This is a genomic window from Actinoplanes sp. NPDC049316 (assembly GCF_040677315.1).
Lineage (GTDB): Bacteria > Actinomycetota > Actinomycetes > Mycobacteriales > Micromonosporaceae > Actinoplanes.
On sequence record NZ_JBFAQM010000037.1, the window covers coordinates 28,977 to 53,569 of the forward strand.

Annotated in this window: 23 protein-coding genes; 6 read left to right on the plus strand and 17 right to left on the minus strand. The window is 70.4% G+C overall.

What is annotated here, in order from left to right; genetic code table 11:
* Positions 1–34: 34 nt before the first annotated feature.
* The 12 genes from AB0K03_RS36070 to AB0K03_RS36125 form a co-directional block, all read right to left on the minus strand.
* Entirely contained in the window at positions 35–1,030 is a 996-nt protein-coding gene (locus tag AB0K03_RS36070; RefSeq protein ID WP_364694885.1) for a cytochrome d ubiquinol oxidase subunit II, read from the minus strand.
* Positions 1,027–2,433, minus strand: coding sequence for a cytochrome ubiquinol oxidase subunit I (locus AB0K03_RS36075; RefSeq protein ID WP_364694887.1), 1,407 nt, complete (start codon positions 2,431–2,433; stop codon positions 1,027–1,029). The genes AB0K03_RS36070 and AB0K03_RS36075 overlap by 4 nt, the downstream gene beginning before the upstream one ends.
* Before the next feature lie 72 nt (positions 2,434–2,505).
* Positions 2,506–3,648, minus strand: a complete 1,143-nt coding sequence (locus tag AB0K03_RS36080) for a low temperature requirement protein A (protein ID WP_364694890.1) — start codon at positions 3,646–3,648, stop codon at positions 2,506–2,508.
* A gap of 51 nt (positions 3,649–3,699) precedes the next feature.
* The gene (locus AB0K03_RS36085; RefSeq protein WP_364694893.1) at positions 3,700–4,290 is read right to left on the minus strand and encodes an HdeD family acid-resistance protein; all 591 of its coding nucleotides are present in this window, start codon (positions 4,288–4,290) and stop codon (positions 3,700–3,702) included.
* A gap of 20 nt (positions 4,291–4,310) precedes the next feature.
* Complete coding sequence (locus AB0K03_RS36090; RefSeq protein WP_364694895.1) at positions 4,311–5,990, minus strand: FAD-dependent oxidoreductase; 1,680 nt, start codon at positions 5,988–5,990, stop codon at positions 4,311–4,313.
* Positions 5,987–6,421 (minus strand): thioredoxin, encoded by a 435-nt coding sequence (trxA, locus tag AB0K03_RS36095; protein ID WP_364694898.1) that lies wholly within the window; start codon positions 6,419–6,421, stop codon positions 5,987–5,989. Before trxA ends, AB0K03_RS36090 begins: the two co-directional genes overlap by 4 nt.
* Before the next feature lies 1 nt (position 6,422).
* Positions 6,423–9,047, minus strand: coding sequence for an ATP-dependent chaperone ClpB (clpB, locus tag AB0K03_RS36100; protein ID WP_364694901.1), 2,625 nt, complete (start codon positions 9,045–9,047; stop codon positions 6,423–6,425).
* Positions 9,038–9,367: a chaperone modulator CbpM gene (locus AB0K03_RS36105; protein WP_364694904.1), complete on the minus strand. Its 330-nt coding sequence runs from the start codon at positions 9,365–9,367 to the stop codon at positions 9,038–9,040. Before AB0K03_RS36105 ends, clpB begins: the two co-directional genes overlap by 10 nt.
* Complete coding sequence (locus AB0K03_RS36110) at positions 9,364–10,344, minus strand: DnaJ C-terminal domain-containing protein (RefSeq protein ID WP_364694907.1); 981 nt, start codon at positions 10,342–10,344, stop codon at positions 9,364–9,366. The genes AB0K03_RS36105 and AB0K03_RS36110 overlap by 4 nt, the downstream gene beginning before the upstream one ends.
* Complete coding sequence (locus tag AB0K03_RS36115) at positions 10,344–10,505, minus strand: hypothetical protein (protein WP_364694910.1); 162 nt, start codon at positions 10,503–10,505, stop codon at positions 10,344–10,346. The genes AB0K03_RS36110 and AB0K03_RS36115 overlap by 1 nt, the downstream gene beginning before the upstream one ends.
* A 5-nt stretch (positions 10,506–10,510) precedes the next feature.
* Positions 10,511–10,669: an Hsp70 family protein gene (locus AB0K03_RS36120; RefSeq protein WP_364694912.1), complete on the minus strand. Its 159-nt coding sequence runs from the start codon at positions 10,667–10,669 to the stop codon at positions 10,511–10,513.
* Positions 10,670–10,962: 293 nt separating this feature from the next.
* The gene (locus AB0K03_RS36125; protein WP_364694915.1) at positions 10,963–11,898 is read right to left on the minus strand and encodes a LysR family transcriptional regulator; all 936 of its coding nucleotides are present in this window, start codon (positions 11,896–11,898) and stop codon (positions 10,963–10,965) included.
* Positions 11,899–12,017: 119 nt separating this feature from the next.
* On the opposite strand from AB0K03_RS36125, the gene AB0K03_RS36130 reads away from it, so the two are divergent.
* Genes AB0K03_RS36130 through AB0K03_RS36140 form a run of 3 tightly spaced genes read left to right on the plus strand, consistent with a single transcriptional unit; the run spans position 12,018 to position 15,216 of the window.
* Positions 12,018–12,713 carry a type 1 glutamine amidotransferase domain-containing protein gene (locus tag AB0K03_RS36130; RefSeq protein ID WP_364694918.1) on the plus strand — a complete coding sequence of 232 codons (696 nt, stop codon included), beginning with the start codon at positions 12,018–12,020 and terminating at the stop codon, positions 12,711–12,713.
* Between the two features lie 26 nt (positions 12,714–12,739).
* Positions 12,740–14,302, plus strand: a complete 1,563-nt coding sequence (locus AB0K03_RS36135; protein ID WP_364694921.1) for an MFS transporter — start codon at positions 12,740–12,742, stop codon at positions 14,300–14,302.
* On the plus strand, positions 14,284–15,216 hold the full coding sequence (locus tag AB0K03_RS36140; protein WP_364694924.1) for an NADP-dependent oxidoreductase: 933 nt from the start codon (positions 14,284–14,286) through the stop codon (positions 15,214–15,216). The genes AB0K03_RS36135 and AB0K03_RS36140 overlap by 19 nt, the downstream gene beginning before the upstream one ends.
* 55 nt (positions 15,217–15,271) lie before the next feature.
* On the opposite strand, the gene AB0K03_RS36145 is transcribed toward AB0K03_RS36140, so the two are convergent.
* Positions 15,272–16,447: a zinc-dependent alcohol dehydrogenase gene (locus tag AB0K03_RS36145; RefSeq protein WP_364694927.1), complete on the minus strand. Its 1,176-nt coding sequence runs from the start codon at positions 16,445–16,447 to the stop codon at positions 15,272–15,274.
* Positions 16,444–17,364 (minus strand): SRPBCC family protein, encoded by a 921-nt coding sequence (locus tag AB0K03_RS36150; protein ID WP_364694930.1) that lies wholly within the window; start codon positions 17,362–17,364, stop codon positions 16,444–16,446. Before AB0K03_RS36150 ends, AB0K03_RS36145 begins: the two co-directional genes overlap by 4 nt.
* A gap of 298 nt (positions 17,365–17,662) precedes the next feature.
* Here AB0K03_RS36150 and AB0K03_RS36155 point away from each other — a divergent pair, with 298 nt between their 5' ends.
* Positions 17,663–18,628, plus strand: coding sequence for an AraC family transcriptional regulator (locus tag AB0K03_RS36155; protein ID WP_364694933.1), 966 nt, complete (start codon positions 17,663–17,665; stop codon positions 18,626–18,628).
* 27 nt (positions 18,629–18,655) lie between these two features.
* Here AB0K03_RS36155 and AB0K03_RS36160 read toward each other — a convergent pair whose 3' ends face one another.
* Positions 18,656–20,176 carry a GGDEF domain-containing protein gene (locus AB0K03_RS36160; protein WP_364695025.1) on the minus strand — a complete coding sequence of 507 codons (1,521 nt, stop codon included), beginning with the start codon at positions 20,174–20,176 and terminating at the stop codon, positions 18,656–18,658.
* Between the two features lie 255 nt (positions 20,177–20,431).
* Between AB0K03_RS36160 and AB0K03_RS36165 the strand changes: the two genes are divergently transcribed.
* On the plus strand, positions 20,432–22,030 hold the full coding sequence (locus tag AB0K03_RS36165; protein ID WP_364694936.1) for a methyl-accepting chemotaxis protein: 1,599 nt from the start codon (positions 20,432–20,434) through the stop codon (positions 22,028–22,030).
* A gap of 16 nt (positions 22,031–22,046) precedes the next feature.
* Here the strand turns inward: AB0K03_RS36165 and AB0K03_RS36170 are convergent, their stop codons facing one another.
* Positions 22,047–22,835, minus strand: coding sequence for a hypothetical protein (locus AB0K03_RS36170; protein WP_364694939.1), 789 nt, complete (start codon positions 22,833–22,835; stop codon positions 22,047–22,049).
* A 26-nt stretch (positions 22,836–22,861) separates the two neighbouring features.
* Positions 22,862–23,122: a hypothetical protein gene (locus tag AB0K03_RS36175; RefSeq protein ID WP_364694942.1), complete on the minus strand. Its 261-nt coding sequence runs from the start codon at positions 23,120–23,122 to the stop codon at positions 22,862–22,864.
* A gap of 206 nt (positions 23,123–23,328) precedes the next feature.
* Here AB0K03_RS36175 and AB0K03_RS36180 point away from each other — a divergent pair, with 206 nt between their 5' ends.
* On the plus strand, positions 23,329–24,354 hold the full coding sequence (locus tag AB0K03_RS36180; RefSeq protein ID WP_364694945.1) for a helix-turn-helix transcriptional regulator: 1,026 nt from the start codon (positions 23,329–23,331) through the stop codon (positions 24,352–24,354).
* The last annotated feature ends 239 nt before the right edge of the window (positions 24,355–24,593 follow it).

The following is a 24,593-nucleotide window of genomic DNA, read 5'->3' on the forward strand; positions in this document are numbered from 1 at the left end:
ATACTCTCCACCGACCGCCCCCCTCGCTGCGGCGTCAGGCGCCATCCAGGTCACCTCGCTGATGCAGGAGGAAAAGCCATCCCAGGGCGGGCAGCACGAGCATGAGGGCCGCTGCGGCGACGATCGTGAGTGCCCACAACGTGGGGTCGGGAGCAGCCGCTTCCGCGATACGCAGGCGGGTGCCCAGCAGGTACGGGTATTGCGCCACGCCCCACCCCAGCACCACGGTCCCGGCGGCAGTCACCGCGAGGGCCTGCACCGTACGCGGCGCTGCCCAGCGAAGCAGCCCGAGGCACGCCAGGCCGCATGCCCCCGACACCAGCACCAGCGGCAGACCACGGGTGAGCAGCCCGTGGAAGAGGTGGCCGGCGTCCGCCCGCAGGATCCACACCCCGGCCAGCGCTACCGTGCCGGTCACGACGGCGCACCCTCGGGCCCGGCGGCGGAACCACGACTCCAGGTCCGGCCGGGCGTGCCGGCGCGCTTCCGCGGTGAGGAACACCGCGGCGACGAAGGCGCACACCCCCACGGCGAGAACCCCGCCCAGCAGCGAGGTCGGGTTGACCCAGCTCGTCAGGGGATCGCCGTTCCCGCCCGGAGGAACGCGGCCCGAGGCGATCCCCCCGGCGACCGTACCCAGGAAGAACGGCGTGATGACCGACGACGAGGCGAAAGCCGCACCGGTCGCCCGCTGCTGATCCGTCCGGACGAGAGCCTTGCGGAACGCGAAACCGCTCCCCCGAGCGACGATTCCCAGCGCGGCCAGCCCCAGCGGGATGTACAGGGTGGTCATGATGGCGGCGAACGCCGCGGGGAAAGCGGTCCACAGCATGACGAGGCAGAAGATCAGCCACACGTGGTTGGCTTCCCACACCGGCGCCAGCGTCTGGTCCAGCAGGTGCCGCGGCGCGCGGCCGCGGTCGGCGCCGCCCGCGGTCAGATCCCAGAAGCCCGCGCCGTAGTCGGCGCCACCCAGGACCGCGTACGCGACGACGCCGGTGAACAGCACGACGGCTGCGAAGGTGCTCACGCCTGCCCCCTTCCGGTCGCCGTTGCGCGGGCCGGGGACGGGCCGTACGGGACGTCGGAGCCGGTAGCGCCGCCCCCGGCCTGCCATCGGCGTCGTAAGGTTCGCAGGACGTACAGGGTCGCGGCGCCGACCGCCGCGTACAGGGCGACGGTCGCGCCGAAGAACAGCCACAGGTTGCCGGATGTCGTGACGGCATCGCGGGTGAGCAGATGACCGACGACCGTCCACGGCTGCCGGCCCACCTCGGTGACCACCCAGCCCGCTTCCAGGGCGACGACGGACAGAGCGCCGCTCACCGTGGTGGCCCTCAGGAACCATCGGCTGCGCGGGAGATCCCGTCGCCGCCACCAGGCGAGGGCGTACCACAGCGACAACGCCAGCAGCGCGAAGCCGATCCCCACCATGGCGTCGAACCCCAGGTGCACGATCGTCACCAGCCGGTCGTCCGGCCGTAGAGGCGCGGGGACCTCGGACAGGCCCTGGATCCGGGTGGAGGGCGAGGAGCCGGAGAGGATGGACGCCCCTGACGGGATGCTGAGTCCCCCGTGCACCTGGCCGTCGGCGTAGGAGCCGCCGAGCACCTCAGGAACGTGCGTACCCGTGGTGCCCAGCGCTTCGATCGCGGCGAACTTCACCGGCTCGTTGTGGTACACCTCCCGCGCCGCGACGTCACCGACGACGATCTGCAACGGCGTGGCCAGTGCCGCCACGGTCAACGGGATGACCAGGCCCAGTCGGTGGTAACGGTCCTTGCGCCCCCGCAGCATCCCGGCCGCGTACACGCCGGCGACGACGAACCCCGCCACCATGTACGCGGCAAGCACCATGTGAACCGCCTCGTACCAGAAAGCGCCGTTGAAGATGACCTGCAGGGGCCGGACGTGGACGATCTCGCCGTCGCGCAGGGCGAACCCGGCGGGCTGGTTCATCCAGGCGTTCGCCGCCACCACGGACGAGGCGCCGCCGATCCCGGACAGCACGACCGGCACCCCGGACCAGAAGTGCGGCCACGGGCGCATCCGCCGCCACCCGTAGATGTAGATCGAGACGAAGATCGCCTCGAGGAAGAAGAACAGGCCCTCCACGGCGAACGGGATCCCGAACGCGGCGCCGTAGGCGCCCATGAGCCGCGGCCAGAGAAGCCCCAGCTCGAACGACAGCACGGTGCCCGACACGGCGCCGACGGCGAAGAGCACGGCTGCCACCTGGGACCAGCGGCGCGCCAGAAGCATCGCCTCGGCATCACCGCGCCGGATGCCGCGGGCGTTGGCGATCAGCATCAGGAAGGTGAAGGCCACGCCGAAGGGCACGAGGATGATGTGGAAACCGAGCGTGAAAGCCATCTGCTCACGAGCCGGCAACAGCTGCGCCGGATCCTGCGCGAGCACGGTCGTCGTTGACACGGAGGACAGAAACGCGCCACCCATGGGGCGCGCCTACCCCACCCGTTGGGGCGGGAAACACCCGTGCGCGGGTCAGTCCGGCTGCGGACGTGCGCCGCCGATTTCCGGCTGCCGCCACACTTCCCATGCCACGAACGCGACGCTGACCGCGGTGACGGCGACCAGGATGGTCAGGGCGGGCACGGTCGGCGCCATCGGGATGAGCCCGATCAGAACGACCGAGGTGACCAGCCGGTCGGTCGCGAGCTGATGATGGTCACGCCACCGGTACAGCACCTCGCCGGCGTAGAACAGCGCGGCGCCGCCGCACAGCGCCAACCCGGACAGCGGTTGCAGCGGCTCGCCGGGGTGGGCGATCGCCTCGCCCACCCCGAGGCTGTACCAGATGATGCCGGCGACCAGCGGCAGGTGCAGGTAGCTGTACGCGTCCCGGGCGAGCCGGGCCCGCTCGGGTGCCGGGGCCCGGCGCAGCCGCGCCGCCGCACCGTGCTTCAGCCCGAAGTACGCCCACCACATCGCCGCCGAGGCGAGAACACCGAGCACCACGGCCACCAGGACGTCGGCCCTGGACAGGTCGCCGGTGGCCGCCCGGCCCATCTGGAAGATGGATTCGCCGAGCGCGATGATGACGATCGATCCGTGGCGTTCGACGAAGTGGCCGGGCCGCACGTGGAAGCCACCCATGCCGAACAGGGCCGGACCGCCGAAGTCCACAAGCACCGCACAGAGCCACAGCACCTCGCGACGCGGCGATTCCTGCGTCGCGGCCAGCACCACGAGTCCTGGGCCGATGAGCAGGATCGGCAGCAAACGCACGAAGGTGCGACGCCGCCCCGTGTTCCTGCGCGCCGAGTAGATCAGCAACACGACGTGCAGCAGGCGCACCGTGAGGAGCGCCAGCGCGAACATCATCGCCTCGCCGCCGAACGCCCCCGCCAGGGAACTCGACGTGACCAGCATCGCGGACATGGCGAGGAAGATCAGCGTCCGTGCCGGATGGCTCGCCTCCGCCGAGGTGTTGGTCAGCCAGGTGTAGCAGACCCACGCCCACCAGATCGCCACCAGCGCCAAGATTCCGTGACCGAACCCGGCCCAGGAGGGCTGTTCCTCGATCAGGTGCGTCACCTGCGACATCGAGTAGACGAAGACCAGATCGAAGAACAGCTCCAGGGCGCCGACGGCGCGGTCGTCCGGCGGACGCTGCGGTGGGTCCATGGCGCGTCCGGCGGCGTCCGACCGCCCGTCCGGACCCTCGGCCGTACGCAATCAAGCGGTGGCGGGTCGATGGTAGTGCCCGGCTGCTGCCGGATCGTGCCGCCGCTCCCGGCGCAGACGCAGGCCCAGCATCAGCAGCGTGATGCCGAACGCGATGGCAGCGACACCGATCAGCACGATGAGGGTCAGGACTCCGGCGGCCGGCCAGACCACCAGCAGAATGCCGAACAGCACGGACAACGCGCCGCTCAGGGCAAGCAGCCATTCGCGCCGCATCTCCTTGCGGAGGTGGACCGCGGCGACGATCTCCAGCACACCGGTCACCATGGCCCAGACGGCGATCACCCAGAGCAGGGCCAGCGCGGTGATACCGGGCCAGACGGCCGCGATGATGCCGGTCAGGATGCCCGCGGCGCCGCGGGCGAAGAGCCAGCCGCGACTCCCGCGCGTGTGGGCGCCGTCCCGGTTGCCGAACGCCGCGGCCAGGGTGAACGCGCCGTCCACCAGCGCGTAGGCGCCGAAGGTGATGACCAGCGCGAAGACGGTGATCCCGGGCCAGACGAGGGCGAGCACGCCGAACAGGATGGCGGCGACGCCGCGGAGAGCCACCGCCCACCAGTGACGGCTGAGGGTCTCCAACATGATGGTTTCCTTTCCGAACGTCACGTACCGGACCGCTGATCGGCAGCGTGTCCGAATCTGGCCAGGTGGTCATGGATCAGGCGGACGGCCATGGAGCCCTCACCGACCGCGGACGCGACCCGTTTGATCGAGCCGCTGCGGACGTCTCCCACGGCGAGCACGCCGGGGCGGCTGGTCTCGAGCATCGCCGGCTGCGGTGCGCCGGTGCGCACCTGCGCTCCGGTCAGGACGTAGCCGCGCTCGTCCAGGGCGACGCTGGACGCGAGCCAGCCGGTGCAGGGCTGCGCCCCGATGAAGGTGAACAACACCGTCGTCGGGATCTGCTGCCGCTCACCGGTCCTGGTGTCGCGCACACCGAGCGCCTGCAGCCGGCCGTCGTCGCCGATCAGCTCGGTGACCTCCGTGTGGCGCAGCACCTCGACGTTGGGCAGTCGCTCGATCTGGTCGACCAGGTACCGCGACATGTCGCGGTTGAGGTCGTCGTGCAGGATGATCAGCCGTACCTGCGCGGCGTGCCGGGCGAGGAAGACGGTGGCCTGGCCGGCCGAGTTGCCGCCGCCGACGACCGACACCGGTTGCCGCTCGCAGAAGACCGCCTCCATGAAGGTGGCGGCGTAGTACACGCTGGTGCCCTCGAACTCCGCGAGGCGCGGCACGTCGAGTTTCCGGTACCGCGCGCCGGTGGCGATCACCACCGTCCGGGTCCGCAACTGTGTCCCGTCGTCGAGGTGCACGATCTTGTCGCTGTCGTGCCATGCAAGCCGTACCGCCTCGGCCGGGACGTTGAGGTCGGCGCCGAACTTCTTCGCCTGCACCACGGCGCGGTCGGCCAGTTCGGCGCCCGAGATGCCGGCCGGGAAACCCAGGTAGTTCTCGATCCGGGAGGACGTACCGGCCTGCCCGCCGGTGGCCACCGCGTCGAGGACGACCGTCGCGAGCCCCTCGGAAGCGCCGTACACGGCCGCGGCCAGGCCGGCCGGCCCCGCGCCGACCACGACGACGTCGCACATCACCTCGTCCTGGCGGGAGCGCCGCAGGCCGGCGACCCGGGCCAGTTCCGCGTTCGAGGGGTTGCGCAGCACCTGGTCGCGCCAGATGACCACCGGTGTGTCCTTCGCGCTGATGGACAGCCGCCGCAACAGCTCCTCGGCGTCCGGGTCCTCCTCCAGGTCGATCCAGGTGTGCGGCACCCGGTTGCGGGCGGCGAGTTCGCGCAGCCGACGGGTGTCCGGGCTGAACCGCGAACCGATGATCTTGATGCCGGTGATGCTGCCGACCAGCAGTTCCCGGCGGGCCAGGAAGCTGCGCAGGATCAGGTTCCCGAGGTCGGGGTCCTCGCGGACCAGTTCGTGCAGCGCGGGCAGGGGCACCGCGAGAACCTCGCCCGGTTCCTGCGCGACCATCGAGACGAAGGAGGGCTGCCCGGTGAGCAGGCCGAGCTCGTCGAGGAACCGGCGCGGGCCGTGTACCCGGACCGTCCGGGCTTTCGGCGTGCCGTATCCCTCGATCACCGCAACCGTGCCGGACAGCACGACGAGGAAGTCGCGCTCCCGTTGACCCTCGGCGACAAGCACATCACCCTGCCGGATCGGCCGCTTCTCGCCGCGCCGGCGCAGCACGTCGATCTGCTCGTCGGACAGGCGGGGGTAGGCCCCGGCCACATCCGGCGTCTCGGAGAGCCGCTCCTCGTGCGGGTTCACGGTGCGCTCCCCAGGACCTCGTCCACCCAGCTGCGCAGGGCCGAAGCGGGTGCGGCGCCGGCCCGGCGCGCCACCACCTTGCCGTCGCGCATCAGGATCAGCGTGGGTACCGCCTGGATCGTGAACCGCTCGGACACCTTGGGCGCCTTGTCCACGTCGATCTTGACCAGCTTGATCTTGCCGGCCAGGTCACGGGCCACCTGTTCCAGGGCGGGGCTGACCTGCCGGCACGGGCCGCACCAGGTCGCCCACATGTCGACCAGGACCAGGATGTTCGCCCGCTCGACCACGTCGCCGAAGTCGTCGTCGCCGGCCTCCGCGATCCAGGGCAGCGGCTTGTGGCAGTTGCCGCAATGCGGGCTGCCCTCGGCGACCGCGGGGATCCGGTTCTTGCGCCCGCAGTTCGGGCACTGGATCACCTTGCTGTCCACGTCACTCCTCCGGCGGGTTCTCGTAGGCGACGGTCAGCTCACCGTCGAGCACATCCACCCGGATCACCGCGCCGTCCCGGGCGTCCCCGGACAGCAGCGCCCGGCCGATGCGGGTCTCCACCTCGCGGGCGATGAAACGGCGCAGCGGACGGGCGCCGTACACCGGATCGAAGCCCTGCCGGGCGATGAACCGCTGCGCCTCGTCGGTGACCGCCAGCGTCATCCGCCGCTCGGCCAGCCGCTCGCGCAGCTCGCCGAACATCAGGTCGACGATGCGCTCGATCTCCGGCTGGGTGAGCGGCTTGAACAGCACGATGTCGTCGACCCGGTTGAGGAACTCGGGCCGGAAGTGCCGACGCAGCTCGCCCATGACCAGCTCCCGGCCCTCGGGCTTGATCTCCCCGGCGTCGGAGATGCCCTCGAGCAGGTACTGGGAGCCGATGTTCGAGGTCATGATGATCACGGTGTTGCGGAAGTCGACGGTGCGGCCCTGCGCGTCGGTGAGCCGCCCGTCGTCGAGCACCTGCAGCAGGGTGTTGAACACGTCCGCGTGTGCCTTCTCGATCTCGTCGAAGAGCACCACCGAGTACGGCTTGCGCCGGACCGCCTCGGTGAGCTGACCGCCCTCCTCGTATCCGACGTACCCGGGCGGCGCGCCGACCAGCCGGCTCACGGTGTGCCGCTCCTGATATTCGCTCATGTCGATGCGGACCATGTTGTCCTCGGTGTCGAACAACGCCGCGGCCAGTGTGCGCGCCAGCTCGGTCTTTCCCACCCCGGTGGGACCGAGGAAGATGAACGACCCGATCGGACGGCGCGGGTTCTTGATGCCGGACCGGGCGCGGATGATCGCGTCGCTGACCAGCCGCACCGCCTCGTCCTGACCGATCACCCGCTCATGCAGGATCTCGTCCAGGCGCAGCAGCTTCTGCCGCTCGCCCTCGGTCAGCCGGCTGACCGGGATGCCGGTCCACCGGGAGACGATGCCGGCGATCTCGGCCTCGGTGACGACCTCGCGCAGCAGCCGCTGGCCGCCCTGCTTCGCGGCCAGCCGCTGCTCCTCGGAATCCAACCGGCGTTCCAGCTCCGGTAGCCTGCCGTGCCGCAGCTCGGCGGCCCGGTTCAGGTCGTAGTCGCGTTCCGCCTGTTCGGCCTCGTGCCGGATCTGCTCGATCTCCCGGCGCAGGTCCTGAACCCGTCTCAGGGCCTGCCGTTCGGCGTCCCACTGGGCGCGGAGCGCGTCGACTTCCGCGCGCAGATCGGCGAGTTCCTTGCGGAGCTGGTCGAGCCGGGCCAGGCTCGCGGAGTCCTGCTCCTGGGACAGCGCCGCTTCCTCGATCTCCAGCCGGGTCAGGCGCCGGGTCAGCTCGTCGAGTTCGGCCGGCATCGAGTCGATCTCCGTACGCAGCATCGCGCACGCTTCGTCCACCAGGTCGATGGCCTTGTCGGGCAGGAACCGGTCGGAGATGTACCGGCGGCTGAGGACCACGGCGGCGACCAGCGCCGCATCCTGAATCTTCACGCCGTGGAAGACCTCCAGCCGTTCCCGCAACCCGCGCAGGATCGAGATCGCGTCCTCCTCGGACGGCTCCTCCACGAGCACCGGCTGGAACCGGCGCTCCAGCGCGGCGTCCTTCTCGATGTGCTTGCGGTACTCGTCCAGCGTCGTCGCACCGATCATGTGCAGCTCGCCCCGGGCCAGCATCGGCTTGAGCATGTTGCCGGCGTCCATGGCGCCCTCGGAGCCACCCCCGGCGCCGACGATCGTGTGCAGCTCGTCGATGAACAACAGGATGCGTCCCTCGGCGGCCTTCACCTCGGACAGCACCGCCTTGAGCCGTTCCTCGAACTCACCGCGATACTTCGCACCCGCCACCAGGGAACTCATGTCCAGGGCGAACACCACCTTGTCCCGCAGCCCCTCGGGCACGTCGCCATTGGTGATCCGCTGGGCCAGACCCTCCACGATGGCGGTCTTGCCGACGCCCGGTTCACCGATGAGCACGGGGTTGTTCTTCGACTTGCGGGACAGGATCTGGACCACCCGGCGGATCTCGGAGTCTCGTCCGATCACCGGGTCCATGGTGCCGGCGGCGGCGTCGGCGACCAGGTCACGGCCGTACTTGGCCAGCGCCTCGTAGGCGACCTCCGGCATCGCCGAGGTCACCCGCTGGTTGCCCCGGACCTTCGTCAGCTCCTGGAGGAAGCCGTCCCGGGTGAGCCCCGCGTCGCTGAGCAGCCGGCCGGCCGTGGAGCCGCGCCCCTCCTGGAGCATGGCGATCACGAGGTGCTCCACGGAGACGTACTCGTCCTTGAGCCGTTTGGCCTCACGCTCGGCGACATCGAACAGCCGGGACAGGCGCTGGGTGACGAAGACCTGGCCGGGTGCGGCGCCAGGACCACTGACCCGGGGCCGGCGGCTCAGTTCCGCCTCCACCTGTTCCCGCAGTTTGTCCGGGTCCACTCCGGTCGCTGAGAGCAGCCTGGGCACCAGTCCTTCGGGCTGCTCGATGAGGGCAAGCAGCAGGTGCTCGACGTCGATCTCTACGTGGCCGAACCGCAACGCCTTGGTCTGGGCGTCGTGCAGCGCCTCCTGCGATTTCTGGGTCAGACGGTTCAGGTCCACGATGTGCCTCCGGTGCGCCGAGAGCTGGTGTCACGAAGTTCACGCTCGAGGGCGGTCACGCGGTCGAGGAGGTCGATCACGAGGCCCAGGGCGGCGTAGTTGACGCCCAAGCCGGCGCGCAAACGCCGGATGCGGGCAAGAGCGAGCAGCTGGTCGCGCCCGAACCACAGGTCTCCGGCGGCGTCGCGTTCGGGGTCGAGGATGCCCAGCGCGACGAGCCGCCGGACCATCTCCGGGTGCACGCCGCCGGCATGACAGAACGTGGTCAGGCTGAGCCGGCCGCGCGCAGGCCCTGGCGTCCGGATGAGGGGGTAGGTCATGACTGCCTCCGCGGGTCGAAGGTGGAGACCGCGGCGAGTTGCTCGAACAACCGCCGTTCCTCGCCCGACGGCTTGGGCGGGACCATGATGCGGGCCTCGGCGTACAGGTCACCCGGCCGGCCGCGTGGGTTGGGCAGTCCCCGGCCCTTGAGCCGCAGCCGCCGGCCGCTGGACGTACCCGGGGGGACCCGGACCTTCGCCTCGCCGCCTGGGGTGTCGACCGCGACCGACGCGCCGAGCGCGGCCTCCCACGGCGCCAGCGGCAGGGTGACGGTGATGTCCCGTCCGTTGACCCGGTACCGCGGGTGCGGCGCCAGCCGCACCACGAGATAGAGGTCGCCGTCCGCGGCGCCGTCGCCGCCGCGGCCGCCCTGGCCGCTCAGCCGGATCCGCTGGCCGTCGGTCACCCCGGGCGGAATCGTCACGTCCAGCGTGCGGCTGCCGTCTGCGCCGGACAGCGCGACGGTCCGGTGCCCGCCGGTGTACGCCTCCTCCACCGACAGTTCGATCTCGGCCTCTTGGTCCGCGCCCGGGATCGGGCCGAAGCCACCGCCGCCCCGGCGGCCGAACATCCCGCCGAACATGGTCTCCAGGTCGATGTCCTGGAAGCCTCCGGACCCGGTGAAGACGCCCTCCGCCGGGCCGCCGCCACGACGCGTGCTTCCACCGCCGCCGCCTCGGGCGCGACCGCCGCCCACCCCCGCGCCGGCCCGCGCGCGTGCCCAGGTCTGTGGATCCACGTCCGGCGGCACCTGACGGAAGTCCGGCCCGAACGCATCGTATCGGCGCCGCTGCTCCGGATCGGAGAGCACGTCGTACGCCTCCGAGATGTCCTTGAACCGTTCCTCCGCACCCGGATCCTTGTTGACGTCGGGGTGATAGGTGCGGGCGAGCTTGCGGTACGCCCGTTGCATGTCCTCCGCGCTGACGTCCCTGGAGACGCCCAGCGTGTCGTAGAAATCGCGGGACGGCGCCATCAGACATCCTTCGCCATGACCACCGCGGCGGACCGCAGCGGGCGCTCGGCAGTGCCGTGACCGGGTCGGACGTCCTGCAGGATCGCCTCCGCGGCCGGTTCCGGCGAGCCGACCGGTACGGCCGCACCGGTCGCCGCCGGCTCCCTCTCTTGATCGGTCATGGTGTCTATCCGATCGCCAGTCGCTCGCCCTGCTCGGTGAGGGCCTCCCACGACGGCGTGGTCCGGGAACGCTCCGCTTGGGCGACGACCGTCGGCCGCCCGCCTTCCACGGTCGCGATCACCGGGGTCGTGGCGCCCGGATCGATGCCGGCTGCCTCGGGCATGGCGTTGTCCTCTCCCATCGCGGGTGGGGTTGAGGTATCCGCGGGTTGCGCCGCCCGAAATACACGCGGCATCGCGGGCTGCGTTGCTCTGCCTCCAGAGCACCAGCAGCCGCCGACGTTGTCGATTGGCAGATATGCCCATCCGGCGGCCCGGATCCGCCGGACACCCGGCACCCTGCACATCAACCAGGGCTGCTCAACTGATCGGCCGGACCGGACGTCGCCTTGCAGGTGGTCCGCGGTGCGGCATCGGTCGCGGCCGGCGGATGGGTGCCATCGCCTGCCCGCGGCGGCTACCAGGTCCGCGCTTCCCGGATGAGCGTTTCCCGGACCAACGTGAGGTGGGGGTGCCGGCGGGCCCCGGCGCGCTGGGCGAGGAAGCCGGTGTTGATCGGTGGATCCGCGGGGTCGAGCAGGAGCGCCAGCCGCCCCGAGGCGAGTTCGGACTCGCAGAGGTATCGGGGCAGGACGGTGATACCGGCCCCGGCGGTCACGGCGGCGAGCACGCCACGAAGGTCCGGGATCACCACCGCTGCGCTGGCGTTCAGACGCCGGTGAAACACATGCCGCCAATACCGTCGGGCGATCGGCAGGTCCTCGGCGTAGGTGACCAGAGGAGCATCCTCGAGCGATCGTGGGTCCTGAGGGTCGACAGGCCCGACTCGCTCGGCCCAGACCGGAGCGGCGACCAGCACGAATTCCTCGTCCATCAGGGGAACGGCAACGAGCGTGCGCCCGCGTGGGCGGACGGCCGAAAGCACCAGGTCGAACCGGCCGACGCGCAAGCCGTCGAGCAGGTCGTCGGCCAACCCCGTGGCGACTCGCAGCCGAACCCCTCGGGCGACCAGCGGCGCCAGAGCGGGCAACACCCGCGCTGACAGGATCTCGGCCGGGCCTGCGACGTGCACCGGTTCGGCCAGGGCTTCCGGTCTGGAGGCCGGCGAATGTGCGGTGACAGCGGCAAGCTCGTCCAGTGGTCCAGCGACCCGGCCGGCGAGCTCGTCGGCGACGCTGGTCGCCACCACGCCACGCGGCACTCTGTCGAACAGGCGCCGCCCCAACTGGTGCTCCAGTGCGCGCACCTGGCCGGTCACCGTGGGCTGGGAGAGGCCGAGCAGTCGCGCTCCGGCAGTCACCGAACCGGCCCGGTAGACGGCGAGGAAGGTACGCAACAACATCAGATCGAGTCGGGAATCCCCGGCAGCTTCATCGGATTTCTGATCGCTCATATCGCTCATCCTATTGGCATGTCGATGGCTTCTGCCCATAGCGTCCTTCTGTCGACGCCGCCATGAGGCGGCGCCGAAGAGCCTCGCCATCAGGCGAGAAAGTGAAGGGAAGCTGAGAAGTGGCACGAATTCTGTTCGTCATGACCGGAGCGGACCACTGGACGCTGGCGGACGGCACGAAGCACCCCACCGGCTACTGGGCCGAAGAATTTCTGGCGCCCTATCGAGCACTGAAGGAGGCGGGCCACGAGGTCGTCGTGGCCACCCCCGGCGGCGTCGTCCCGACCGTCGACCGCTACAGCCTGCGGCCGGAATTCAACGGCGGCGTCGAGGGCGCGGCGATTGCCACCGCTGCGGTGGAGAAGGCCGCGGAACTGCGCTCGCCGATCCGGCTGGAGGACGTCGCGGTCAGTGACTTCGCAGCAGTTTTCTATCCCGGCGGCCACGGTCCGATGCAGGACCTCTCCGACGACGCCCGTTCCGCCGAGATCCTGACCGAGGCGCTGCGCTCGGAGAAGCCGCTGGCCGCCGTCTGCCACGGGGTGGCCGCCCTCGTGGCCACCGAGCGGTCCCCGGGTGGAAGCCCGTTCGCTCGCTACCGCGTCACCGGATTCACCAAGGCCGAAGAGGTGCAGACCGGTCTGGCGGACAAAGCCTCATGGCTGCTCCAGGATCGCTTGGTGGCCATGGGGGTCGACTTCTCGGAAGGAGAGCCGTGGGCTCCGCACGTGGTCGTCGATCGTAACCTCATCACCGGGCAGAACCCGGCATCCTCCAGCCAGGTGGCCGTCGAGCTGACCAAGGCCCTGGGCTGACGATGTCGGCGCTCGGGGGTCAGAGAATGACCGGCACCGACGCGAGAGTGCCCGCCCGCCGGACCGGCGGGCGGGCACTCGTCCTGACCCTGGGCCTGGGGGCGGTGCTTGTCTCGTTCATGCAGACCGTGCTGGTGCCGGTGCTCGGCGTCGTCCAGCACGAGCTGAACATCAGCGCCGGGCACGCGAGCTGGCTCAGCACAGCGACACTGCTGGCGGCGGCGGCCACGACGCCGGCGATGAGCCGGCTGGGCGATCAATACGGAGCTCGGCCCGCCCTGGTCGCGGTGCTGGGACTGACCTTGGCCGGTTCGGTGATCGGCGCCTGCGCCGGCTCGTTCCCGGCTCTGGTGGTGGCCCGGGCATTGCAGGGCACCTCCACCGCCGTTTTCCCGCTGGCGCAGTCGGTGCTGCGGGAAGAGGCCCCCGCCGAACGGCTCCCGGCGGCGATGGGACTGGTGAGTGGCATGCTGGCCTTCGGCAACGGGATCGCCCTGGTGGGCGCCGGCCTGCTGACTCGGGGCAGCAACCCCGGTCACCAGGCGGTCTTCTGGCTCGCGACGGCCTTGACGGCGCTCACGCTGGTCGCGGTGCTCGTCACCGTTCCGCGACCACGCAGCGTCCCCGGTGGACGAGCAGACTGGCTCGGATCGCTCACCTTGGCCGCTGGGCTCGTGTTGCTGCTGCTCCCGCTGTCTCGTGGTCCCGTCTGGGGCTGGGGCTCGTCGACCACACTCGGCTGCCTGGCGGGTGCGCTCGTTCTGGGCGCGCTCTGGACGGGGGTGGAGCGCCGCGTCCCCCAGCCGATGGTGGATCTCGGAATGCTGCTGCGCCGGCCGGTACTGCTCGCCAACATTGCCGGGCTGCTTCTGGGGTACGCGATGTTCTCCCAGTTCATCGGTGTCTCGGCGCTGGCACAGGTGGCACCGCGGGTCGCCGGATACGGCTTCGGCGCCTCGGTGCTGCAGACCTGCATCCTGTTCCTGCTGCCGGCCGCGATGGTTTCCCTCTTCGCCGGCCAGCTGACCGGCCTCGTCGTCCGGGCGCTCGGGGCTGGGGGCACCCTGGCCGTCGGCGGGGCTTCGGGTCTGGCCGGGTTCACGGTGCTGGCCCTCGCACACGAACGAATGTGGTCGGTCATCGCGGGGACCTTGTTCGTCGGTGTGGCGATCGGCTTCGGATTCGCCGGGCTGCCGGCCGCCTTGCTCCGGGCCGTCGCACCCGAACGCACGGGCATCGCCAACGGGATGAACTCGATCGCCCGATCCATCGGCAGCTCGATCGCCAGCGCCTCGGTCGTCGTCCTGCTGACGTCCGAGCCGGCGTCGGCCGGTACCACCGGCGCACCAGCCGAGAGCCGCTTCGTTCTGGCCTTCGTCCTGGCCGCGGTGGCATTCGGGCTGATCTCGATGATCGGGCTGACCGGGCTGCGCGCCGGGCAGGACCGTCGCGCACGGATCAGCCCCCGGAACGGGGCTTCCCGGCGGTCGCAACGTCCTGCGCCGGGATCCGATCAACGTCCCGCCGGACACCAGTCCTGCCCCCTCCTGCCTTGCGCGAAGGAGCTTCCGTGCGTGCCATCGAGATGATTGCTTACGGCGGGCCTGAGGTTCTCCGGCCGGCCACCCGTCGCACCCCCACCCCCACCGACGGCGTCCGGGTCCTGGTCGAGGCCCGCCCGGTCAACCCCATCGACCTCCACATCCGCCGGGGATCCCTGGCCGCAGTGCTGCCGGAGCTGCCCTTCCCGGTGGTGCCGGGCTGGGACTTCGCCGGTGTGCTCCTCGACGACGCCGGGACGCTGCCCGCCGGACAGCGCGTCGCGGGCTATGTGCCCTGGCTGACCCAGGGTGGCGATCGCGGCACCTATGCCGACATCGTCGTAGCCGATCCGGCATGGTTCGCGGCCGTGCCCGACGGGGTGGGCATCCAGGAGGCCTCCACCCTGCCGATGAACGGCCTCACCGCCGCGCAGTGCCTGGACATTCTCCAGCTCGGCCCGGGGGACAGCGTGCTGGTGACCGGGGCCAGCGGCGCGGTCGGCGGGTTCACCGCACAGCTCGCCGTCCGCCGCGGCGCCCGGGTCGCCGCGCTGGCCTCCCACGGCGACGAGGAGCACGTCGCCGCGCTCGGAGTCCACGAGGTGATCCCGCGAAGCGAGCCGGCTCAGGTCGTCGCCGCGGCGCGCCGCCTGGCGCCGGGCGGAATCGACGCGCTGCTGGACGCCGCCCTGCTCGGTACCGAGGTCCTTCCGGCGGTACGCGACCACGGCCGCTACCTCGGGCTTGTCGAGTCCGCCGCGCCACCCACCGAACGCGGCATAGAGGTGCTCACCATGTGGACGCGTCCGGACGCCGGAACACTCGGCACGCTGCTGGCGGCGATGGGCCATGGCGAACTCACCACCCGGATCGCCCGCCGGATGCCGCTCACACGCGCAGCGACTGCCCACCGTCTCGCAGAAGCCGGGGGCACCCGGGGCGCGATCGTGCTGACCAGCTGAGCACCCGGCGCCGTATCCGGCCTCCGCCGCGGCAGCGGCCGGACACGGTCGGCCGTCAGGGTTTGAGGACGATCTTCTCGCAGTTGTCCTCTTTGTTCTTGAAGATGTCGTAGCCGTGCGGGGCCTCGTCGAGCGGCAGCCGATGGGTGATGATGCGGGTGGGGTCGATCTCGCCGCGTTCGATGCGCTCCAGCAGCGGCTTCATGTACCGCTGGACGTGGCACTGGCCGGTGCGCAGGGTCAGCGCCCGGTTCATCCAGGCGCCGGCCGGGAACTTGTCGAGGAAACCGCCGTACACGCCGATGACCGAGACCACGCCGCCGCTGCGGCACGACATGATCGCTTGGCGCAGCGCGTGCGGGCGTTCGGTCTCCGACCGCACGGCTTGCTTGACCCGGTCGTACGCGTGGATGTGCGCGGCACCGTGGGTGGCCTCCATGCCGACCGCGTCGATGCACTTGTCCGGGCCGCGGCCACCGGTGAGCTCCAGCAGCTGCGAGCGCACGTCGACCTCATCGAAGTTGATCGTCGTGTGGCCGGCCTGCTCGGCCATGGCAAGCCGGTACGGCTCCTTGTCGATGGCGATCACCTTCGCGGCGCCGAGCACCCGGGCGCTGTCCATGGCGAACTGGCCGACCGGGCCGGCACCCCAGACCGCCACCACGTCGCTGGGCTGGATGTCGCACATCTCCGCGCCCATGTAGCCGGTGGGCAGGATGTCGGACAGGAACAGCACCTGCTCGTCGGTCAGCTCCGACTCGATCTTCAGCGGGCCGACGTCGGCGAACGGCACCCGCGCATACTGCGCCTGACCACCCGCGAAACCACCGGTCAGATGCGAGTAGCCGAAGATCCCGGCGACCGGGTGACCGAACATCTTCTCCGCGATCCCGGCGTTGGGGTTGGTGTTCTCGCAGCACGAGTACAGCTCGGCGGCGCAGGCGGCGCACGCACCGCAGGCGATCGGGAACGGCACGACGACCCGGTCACCGACCTGGAGCTTGTCCGCGGGCACCCCCGAGCCGACCTCGATCACCTCGCCCATGAACTCGTGGCCCATGACGTCGCCGTCCTGCATCGTGGGAACGTACCCGTCGAGCAGGTGCAGGTCCGAGCCGCAGATCGCGGTGGAGGTGATCCGTACGATGGCGTCGCGGCTGTTCAGGATCTTCGGGTCCGGCACGTCACGGACCTCGACCTTGTTGCGGCCCGCCCAGGTGGTCGCCCTCATGCGTCCGCTCCCTTCTCGAGCTCGGCGTCCGACAGCGGTTGCGCCGGTCGCTGCGGGAACTCCTTGCGAGCCCGCTTGCCCCACGGGGCGCCGTCGGAACGGACCACCTCGCCGGTCTCCAGCACCTGCTTGAGCCGGCGCAGGTCGTCGTCGAGCTGCTGATGCGGCTCCTCACCGAAGTACTTCGCGACCGCCTTGCCGATCACGCCGCCCGGAACCTCGTACACCAGGACGACGTGCACCTCGGTGCTCACCCCGTCCGGAGCCGGCACGAACCGGACAGTGCCGGCGTTCGGCACGTCGGCGTTCGCCGTCGAACGCCACGCGATCTTCTCCCCCGGAGCCTCCTCAGTGATCTCCGCGTCCCACTCGACGTCCTTGCCGAACGGCGCGGCAGCGGACCAGTGGCTCGTCCGGTCACCGGTGGCGCGGACCTGTTCCAGATGCGCCATGAACGTCGGCAGGTTCTCCAGATCGCGCCAGAAGGCGTACACCTCGGACGCGGGCTTGCGGATGGTTGTCGTGGCCGTCAGATCCATCGATCCTCCTTTGCGTGCGCCCCGCACCGCCGGCACGGAGCCATTCCGTGCCGCCCGGGTGGCTCGCATGGCGGTCAGCAGGTCGAGCGCGGTGATTCCGGCGATGGCACCGGTGACAGCGATCAGCCGCCGGCGGCGGCGACCGCCACGATGGGCGATGGCCACGCCGAGCGACGTCAGATCCATCGCGTCGCCCGCGACGCGCGTCCACGCCCAGACGCCTTTCCGCCGACTGGTGAGAAGCCCGGCCGCGTGGACCAGTTCCCGCACCCCGACCAGCGGCACCACCGTCCGGGATGTCGCGGAGTCGTCCACGCCGCTGATCCGGCGCACCGTGTCGGGTGCCGCCAGCTGCGCCACCCCCAGACCGAGACTCATCCACCCGAGCTCACGGCCTCGCCGCTGCACTTCGTCCTGCCGTGCTTGCCCTGCCTCTCGAGATGCCAGTTGCGTCATGGGGACCTCCGCATGCGATCGCACTGCGACGTCCCGATGAACCGGCCCGGGGCGCGCCTGAAGGCGGCCGACTACCCGCCGGAATATCGCCTAAACCCGGCAGTCGACCGGGATAGTGCTCGGCCTCCCGCCGTGGCATGGTCACCCGTCGGCCGGAACCGCTCGGCGGCCGGTGCCCGGTTGCCAGCGGGACCGCCCGGCTGTCCGTCAAGCTGTCTTCATGCTGTTCCTGACGGAAAGTACGGGTGACCTCGACGAGGCGCGGTCCATCATCGCCCGGCACTTCTACACCAACGTCGTCGACACCCTCTCCGGCAGGCGTGGCTGGCGAGCACGGTTCGGCATCGCACCGGCAGGCCCGGTCACACTGGGAGATCTGAGCTTCGGCACCGACATCCGCATGCAATTCGGCGAGCTGGGCGCGTATCACGTCGATGTGCCGATGGCCGGTGCCATGATCTGGCACCAGGGCGACGGCGGGCCGTCCCACACCGCCACCACCAGCAGCGCGGCCGTGTTCCAACCAGTCGGTGACACGTCCCTGGAACGGTGGAGCGGGGACTGCCGGCTGCTGGCGGTCAAGATCGACCGGCAGGCGCTGGAGAGCCACCTGGCTGACCTGCTGGACGCTCCGGTCCCCGGTCCGGTCCGGTTCGCGCCGACCCTGGACCTGTCCGGCGCGGCCGGTGCGAGCTGGCTGAACCTGCTGCGGCTGGTCGCCGCCGAGTCGGCGCGCAGCGGCGGCCTGCTCCATCACCCCGTGCTGGGCGCCCGGCTCCGCGAGGACCTGATCACCGGGCTGCTGCTGGCCGCTGATCATCCGTACCGGGACGCGTTGCACCGGCCCCGGCCGGTTCTCGCGGCGCCCCGCGCGGTCCGCAGGGTGGTCGAACTCATGCGCGCCGAGCCGTCGCGGCCCTACCCGATCGCCGAACTGGCCCGTATCGCCGGCGTCAGCCCTCGGTCGCTACAGCTCAGCTTCCGCCGCTACATCGGCATGCCGCCGCTCTCGTATCTCCGGGAACTACGCCTGGCCCTCGTACATGAGCAGCTCGTCCAGGCCGACCCGGCGAACTCCACCGTGGCCGAGATCGCCTATCAGGCCGGGTTCACCCATCCGAGCCGGTTCGCCGCCGCCTATCGCCAACGGTACGGCGTCCTTCCCAGCGAGACGTTGCGACGCTGAACTCTTCGTCCCCGCCGCACCCGCATGCTAAGGGATCGCAGGTGAAGAGACGTCGGTCGCGTCGGTCACCGCGCGGGCCGCGGCCGGTTGGTAGCGGCGTACCACGCCTTTGCCGGCTGCCTTGGCCGCGTACAACGCGACGTCGGCTTCGTACAGGAGACGGCCGAGATCATGGCCCGGCCCGGCGGCGTAGGTGACGCCCACGCTGCCGCGCGCCCGTACCCGGCGGCCGGCGATGCTGATCGGCTCGGTCAGCCGATCGAGGATGCGGTTGCCGGCGGCCACGGCATCCTCGGGTCCGCGAATGCCGGGCACGACGATGGCGAATTCGTCGCCGCCGAGCCGGGCCGCGGTGTCGCCCTCGCGCACGGCGGCGGTGAGCCGTTCGGCGACGCCGATGAGCAGCGCGTCGCCGGCCGCATGGCCCAGCGTGTCGTTGACCTGCTTGAACCCGTCCAGGTCGAGCAGGAGCACCGCGGTGTTGCTGCTCGGCTGCGCACGATGGAGCGCTTCGCGCGCACGGTCGTAGAAGGCCCCGCGGTTGGGCAGGCCGGTCAGCGTGTCGTGGTGGGCCAGCCGGTCCAGTCGGCGCCGCTGTTCATGCAGGTCGGCCAGCAGGCCACGGACCACGAGGAGGTTGAGGAACTGCCGGAACATGGCCAGCGCGACCGTTGCCAGCAGGGTCCAGACGAGGACGGGGCTCAGCGTGCCGCTGTGTGCGTACGCGACGCCCACCGAGGCCACGGCGACGGCGACCGGGAGATAGGGCAGCGTGCTCCAGGAACCAGCGGGCGACTCGTCGGCGACGGTCTCGCCGGGCAGAACGGCGGTCCGGCTGCCCAGCGCGATGGTGAGGCCGGCGATCAGGTAGACCGCCCCCAGGCCGCCGGTGTACCAGGGAACGTCCTCGATGTGGTTGCGGACGCTGATGAGCGCGGCGAGCGCGAACGCGCCCATCCCGGCGGCCAGCACCCGCATGGACCGGTACTGGTGGGCGCCCGGGCGCGACATGAGCATGAGGGCGAGGGCGGCCGCGACGATCTCGGGCAGCATGGTGACCAGGAATCTCGCGCGGTCGTCGGGCGCGAGGTGGACGAGTGTGGGAGCCAGCACGAACTGCCAGGCGGTGGCGAAGATGGCGCCCGCGACGGTGAGGACGTCGATGGCGTAGGTGGCACGGGCCAGCCGGTGGCCGAACGGGGGCACAGCCACCAGGATCGCCGGCACCGTCACCGCGGCGGCCAGGAGGCCGAGGCCGTCGGCCGCACCGTTGAGCAGAGTGCCGGCGCGGACGACAGCGCCGACGGTGTAGAGCACGTACGCTGCGCCGAGCAGGGCGGCCGCCAACGCGCCGAACAGCAACCCCACCCGCTGCCGGCTTCGCTGACTCCGCGCCTGCTGCCGAAACCCGGCACAGGCCCACAGCCCGGCGACCGCGATGGGGGCGCTGGAGACGACCAGGCCGACGCGCACCGGCAAGTGCGGCAGCGCGAGTTGGAGCACGAGACCGGCAACCCCCACCAGCGCGTAGCGCGATGCCGTCCCCATTCTCACGCCAATTCCATCGGCAGCGTGCCCGGCGACTGAAGCCCGTGATGCGGGCGGGTCGCGGTTTGTTACGTCAATTCTTGACCAGGCATCCCGGTATCCGGATACCGAAAACCGATCCCGAATGCGAAGAGATCCTCTTCCCACACCCCGGACATTCGTGTTGGGACTCACGTGTCGTCGCGGCTGAGCCGATGGCTGATTTGTGGGGCCCGATCCAAAGGGTGCCAAGCGCATGAGCAGCCGGAGGCGACAGTGAGGAACTGGTCAGTACGGTGGAAGATCAGCAGCCTGGTGCTGCTGAGCGTTCTCCTGGCCGGTGTGTTGGGCGCGACGGCGCTCATCAGCATGCGGAAACTCACGGACAGCGCCACCACGCAGGACGGCTATCGGCAGATCAACGTTCTGCTGGAGAAACTGAACACCAACGCCGCGAACGTCGACAGCTTCGTCAACGCGAACCTCGCCTTCCCCAGCCAGACCAAGACCTTCATCGACGGCGCAGCCGGATACATGTCGGCCGGCGACGGCATCGTGGCCGAGCTGCGCACGCATTCCCTCGACCAGGCGGACGCCGCTACGGTGGACGCGCTGGCCGGTTTGTGGTCGTCATTCACGAGTACGGCCAGATCGATGCAGCAGAAGCTGCTCCAGCCCGTCCCGGCCGCCGAGATCTACAAGATCGGTAACGACCTCTACACCACGTACGCGACGTTCTCGGAGGATCTCACCAAGGCGGCCAGGACCATGGAGGCCAAAGCCGCGGCGGCCGTGAAGTATCGCGCAAGCCTGACGAAGCGGGTCCAGTGGATCTTCGGGAGCACCGTCGCCGGGGGCGTGCTGCTCATCGCGATGTTCGGTTTCGCGGTCGGCCGCAGCATCCTCCGGCCGCTGACGGGAGCGGTCGAGGCGCTCCGCCGAGTCGCCCAGCGTGACTACACGGTCAACGTCGAGGTGCGGGGCCGCGATGAGATCGGGCAGATGTCGGAAGCGCTGCACGCTGCCGTCAGCGACATCCGATCGGCGATCCGCACCATTGCCGACGGCGCCCGGTCGCTGAGCTCCGCGTCCGAGCGGCTCACGGCGATCAGCTCGGACGTGGGCTCGTCCTCCGAGCAGACCTCCGGCCAGGCCTACACCGTCAGCGATTCCAGCAACCTGGTCACCGCGCGAGTCCGGGAGGCCGCTGAGGGAGCCGAGCAGATGACCGCCGCGATCCGCGAGATCTCGGGCAACACGACGATGGTCGCCCAGATCGCGCAGAGCGCGGTGTCCACCGCTCAGGAGACCACGACAGCCATGTCGAAGCTGTCCACCTCCACGGACGAGATCGGCAATGTCATCAAGCTGATCACATCGATCGCCGAGCAGACCAACCTGCTGGCACTGAACGCGACGATCGAGGCGGCCCGGGCCGGCGAGTCCGGCAAGGGCTTCGCGGTCGTGGCCAGCGAGGTCAAGGACCTGGCGCAGAGCACGGCCCGCGCCACCGAGGACATCGGCAACCGTATCCAGGCCATTCAGTCGGACACCGGCAGCGCCATCGAGGCCATCGGCAAGATCGCCGGTGTGATCGACGACATCAACCAGTACCAGGCAACCATCGCCGGCGCGGTCGAGGAACAGACCGCCACGACGAACCAGCTGAGCCGCCTCTTCGGCGATGCCTCGGAGGCCGCCGAGGCGATCAACCAGTCCATCGAGCGAGTGGCAGCGACCGCGGCCCGGACCGCGGGCGGCGCGACCGCGACCCGCGAGGCGGCGGTGGAGCTGCGCCAGCTCGCCATGGACCTCGACGATGTGGTGGGGCGCTTCCGCGTCGACGCCACCGCTGCGACGGCGGCCGGCGGGTAGGGCCGACGCCGGCCGGTCAGCGGTCCTCCTCCTGATAGCCGTCTGGTTCGGGATGGTACCCGTAAGCCGCGGCCCGCACGGTTTCCTCGTCTTCCAGACCGGAGCCGATCGCTCCGCCCACGGTGGCCATCGAGCTGATGATCCAGCCGAGCATCAGGTAGTCGGTGACATGGGCCGGCCGCTTCAACGCCTGTTCCAGCAAGGACGTGTCGATCAGCAGCGCCGCGCCGAGCACCGTTCCTGCGAACAGCACCAGGTAGGACACCGCCGTGGCCAGGCCGAGGGTGAGGATGGTACCCACATTGAACAGCCGGGCCAGCTCGGGCGGCGTCTGCCCGTCCGGCTTCTCCCACAGGTCGTGCGCGACGATCAGCCAGGCCACCAGCGCGATCAGGCTGAGAACCATGATGACTGTGAGACGGAGTCCGCCGAGCGTGTCGCCCATCTGCCATATGGTCTGCGTGGTGAGCGCGAGCGCGGCCGTGCCGAACGCACCGACCAGAAGCTTGGACAGGCCCAGCAGAGCGCGCCCCGGACGGTTGGCACGCACCATTCCGGTCAGCAGCCGCACCCGGCCGTGCAGCCGCGAGGCGATGTAGCGTAGCTCTCCGCCGTCACCGACCACTCGATGAATGGCTGCGACCCGCTCCACCGGCTCGACCGGCCGGTCGGAGGTGTCGGCGAGCAGACGGCCCACCAGCTCCGGCACGACCGCACGGGCGGCTTGCAGCTGGCGCAGACCCAGCGCGGGAAGGGACACCATCGCGACTCGGCGCCGAGCCGACGCCTGCGCGACCAAAGGCACATTGTCACTGTGCAGGGGCAGGTCGGTCAGGCAGATCGCGACGTCCCACCCGTCGTCAGTACGCCGACGGGCGAGATCGTCCAGCAGTCCCTCCGCGCCCCCGTCACGCCGCGGCGCCACCTCCCCCAGCCGTCCCGGACAGTCCATCGCACGCCGGCGTCCACCCGCTCGGCGAGCCGGTCGCCCAGCTCGGCGGCGAGCCGCGCGACGACCTGGGCCGGGTGGTCGGGCGGGGTGGCGACCAGTCCGACGACGATCTCCGGGGACTGCCGGTGGCTGAGAGTCATGAGCCGCTCCTTGACGAGGTTGTCGGGTTCGGGCGGCTTTCCCGGCTCGGGGAGACCTACGCTTCCGTTTCCCGGGCCGCGGGTCGGTTGTGCCGGCGAGCGGGCCGCGCAGGTTTCCACCATCAGAGGCGAACACGGCAGTTTGCCGCTGTTGGCCGAGGGTATGCACTGCTACTTGCCCCGTCCCTCGCAAGGAGGTGTAACCGGTGACGGAGTTGCTAGCGGTCGCTTTGGATCTCGCGGCGGAGGTCGACAGGGTCCCGCCGGGCGGCGACCCGGCGGAAGATCTGGCTTTCCTGTGGGATCCGATGAGGCAGCTGGTTCCGTTCGCCGCGATGTGGATCGGCACGCTCGACGCGGATCACCGCCACTACACCACAGTCGCATCCGCGGGTCACGATGCGGACAGCCGGGCATACATGGGATCCGAGGAGCTGACAGAGCTCAGAAAGGCCACCGGTCTGCTGCAGCGACGCCGGCCCCTGCGCTTGTGCGACGCGCCGGCGGGCATAGCCGAGCTGTCGTGCTGGTCCGCGCACTGGTTGCCGGCCGGTTTCCGGGGAGGCCTCGGAGCTCCGCTCATCACTCCGGACGGCCGTCACCTGGGCTTGCTCACCCTGCACACAGAAGCGGCCGACCAGCCGACCGCGGACGCCCGGGACGCGATGCAGGTGATCGCGCAAGCCATCACCGCTGTTCTCGACCCGATGAACTCCTTGGCCGGGCTGGCGCGGCTGGTCCGTGGCGCCACGGCCGCCGTCACCGTGGACCGCCGAGGCGCGGTAACACCACTGCCGGGGATGACCGCCGATCCCGCACTCACCGAATGTCCCGACCTGGTGACGACAACGGTCGACAGTCTGACCGACCAGGTCCGGCACACGGCATTCCTCTGCCCGGTTCCGGCGGCCGCGGGCCGGCAGCGCTACGTCCGGGTCACCGGACTCGCCTGCCCGCAGGGCACGCCCGACGACCTCGTCGGGCTCGTCGTGATCTCACCTCCGGGAGACCTCTACGGTCTGACGCTGCGGGAACTGGTCGTTCTCGGCTTGGTGATCGAGGGGTACGCCAACCAAGGCATCGCGGCCCGGCTGTCCATCACCGCGCGGACCGCCGCGGCTCACCTCGAGCACATCCGGACGAAGCTGTGCGCGCCGACCCGTACGGCCGCCGCCGTGCTCGCGATGCGCGGTGGCCTGTTCATCCCGTATCGCCTCGTCCAGGAATCATGAAGCCGCAGGAGGCATCGCCTTCATTGCCCCCTCGTCGTGGATTCCTGTGCTCCGGCGACTCCATTACACATGGCAGTTCCTTCGGGTCGATAGTGGCAGAAATGCCGACTCCACCCCCTTTCTTCAAACGTTCGTCGGCGCTATCGGCAGTGCTGCCAATGGACCTCGCCCGCAGAAACGGCAATCCTGAGTGAGTGTTTGACAGGAGTTCCATCCCGGCACGTTCAGTCGGCGGTCGG

Bases quoted from the DNA above. Each gene is read 5' to 3' on its own strand.
- AB0K03_RS36080 (WP_364694890.1), bottom strand. From the start codon at position 3,648: ATGGACCCACCGCAGCGTCCGCCGGACGACCGCGCCGTCGGCGCCCTG.
- AB0K03_RS36085 (WP_364694893.1), bottom strand. From the start codon at position 4,290: ATGTTGGAGACCCTCAGCCGTCACTGGTGGGCGGTGGCTCTCCGCGGC.
- AB0K03_RS36105 (WP_364694904.1), bottom strand. From the start codon at position 9,367: ATGACCTACCCCCTCATCCGGACGCCAGGGCCTGCGCGCGGCCGGCTC.
- AB0K03_RS36110 (WP_364694907.1), bottom strand. From the start codon at position 10,344: ATGGCGCCGTCCCGCGATTTCTACGACACGCTGGGCGTCTCCAGGGAC.
- AB0K03_RS36115 (WP_364694910.1), bottom strand. From the start codon at position 10,505: ATGACCGATCAAGAGAGGGAGCCGGCGGCGACCGGTGCGGCCGTACCG.
- AB0K03_RS36120 (WP_364694912.1), bottom strand. From the start codon at position 10,669: ATGCCCGAGGCAGCCGGCATCGATCCGGGCGCCACGACCCCGGTGATC.
- AB0K03_RS36125 (WP_364694915.1), bottom strand. From the start codon at position 11,898: ATGAGCGATCAGAAATCCGATGAAGCTGCCGGGGATTCCCGACTCGAT.
- AB0K03_RS36135 (WP_364694921.1), top strand. From the start codon at position 12,740: ATGACCGGCACCGACGCGAGAGTGCCCGCCCGCCGGACCGGCGGGCGG.
- AB0K03_RS36145 (WP_364694927.1), bottom strand. From the start codon at position 16,447: ATGAGGGCGACCACCTGGGCGGGCCGCAACAAGGTCGAGGTCCGTGAC.
- AB0K03_RS36150 (WP_364694930.1), bottom strand. From the start codon at position 17,364: ATGAGTCTCGGTCTGGGGGTGGCGCAGCTGGCGGCACCCGACACGGTG.
- AB0K03_RS36155 (WP_364694933.1), top strand. From the start codon at position 17,663: ATGCTGTTCCTGACGGAAAGTACGGGTGACCTCGACGAGGCGCGGTCC.
- AB0K03_RS36160 (WP_364695025.1), bottom strand. From the start codon at position 20,176: ATGGGGACGGCATCGCGCTACGCGCTGGTGGGGGTTGCCGGTCTCGTG.
- AB0K03_RS36175 (WP_364694942.1), bottom strand. From the start codon at position 23,122: ATGACTCTCAGCCACCGGCAGTCCCCGGAGATCGTCGTCGGACTGGTC.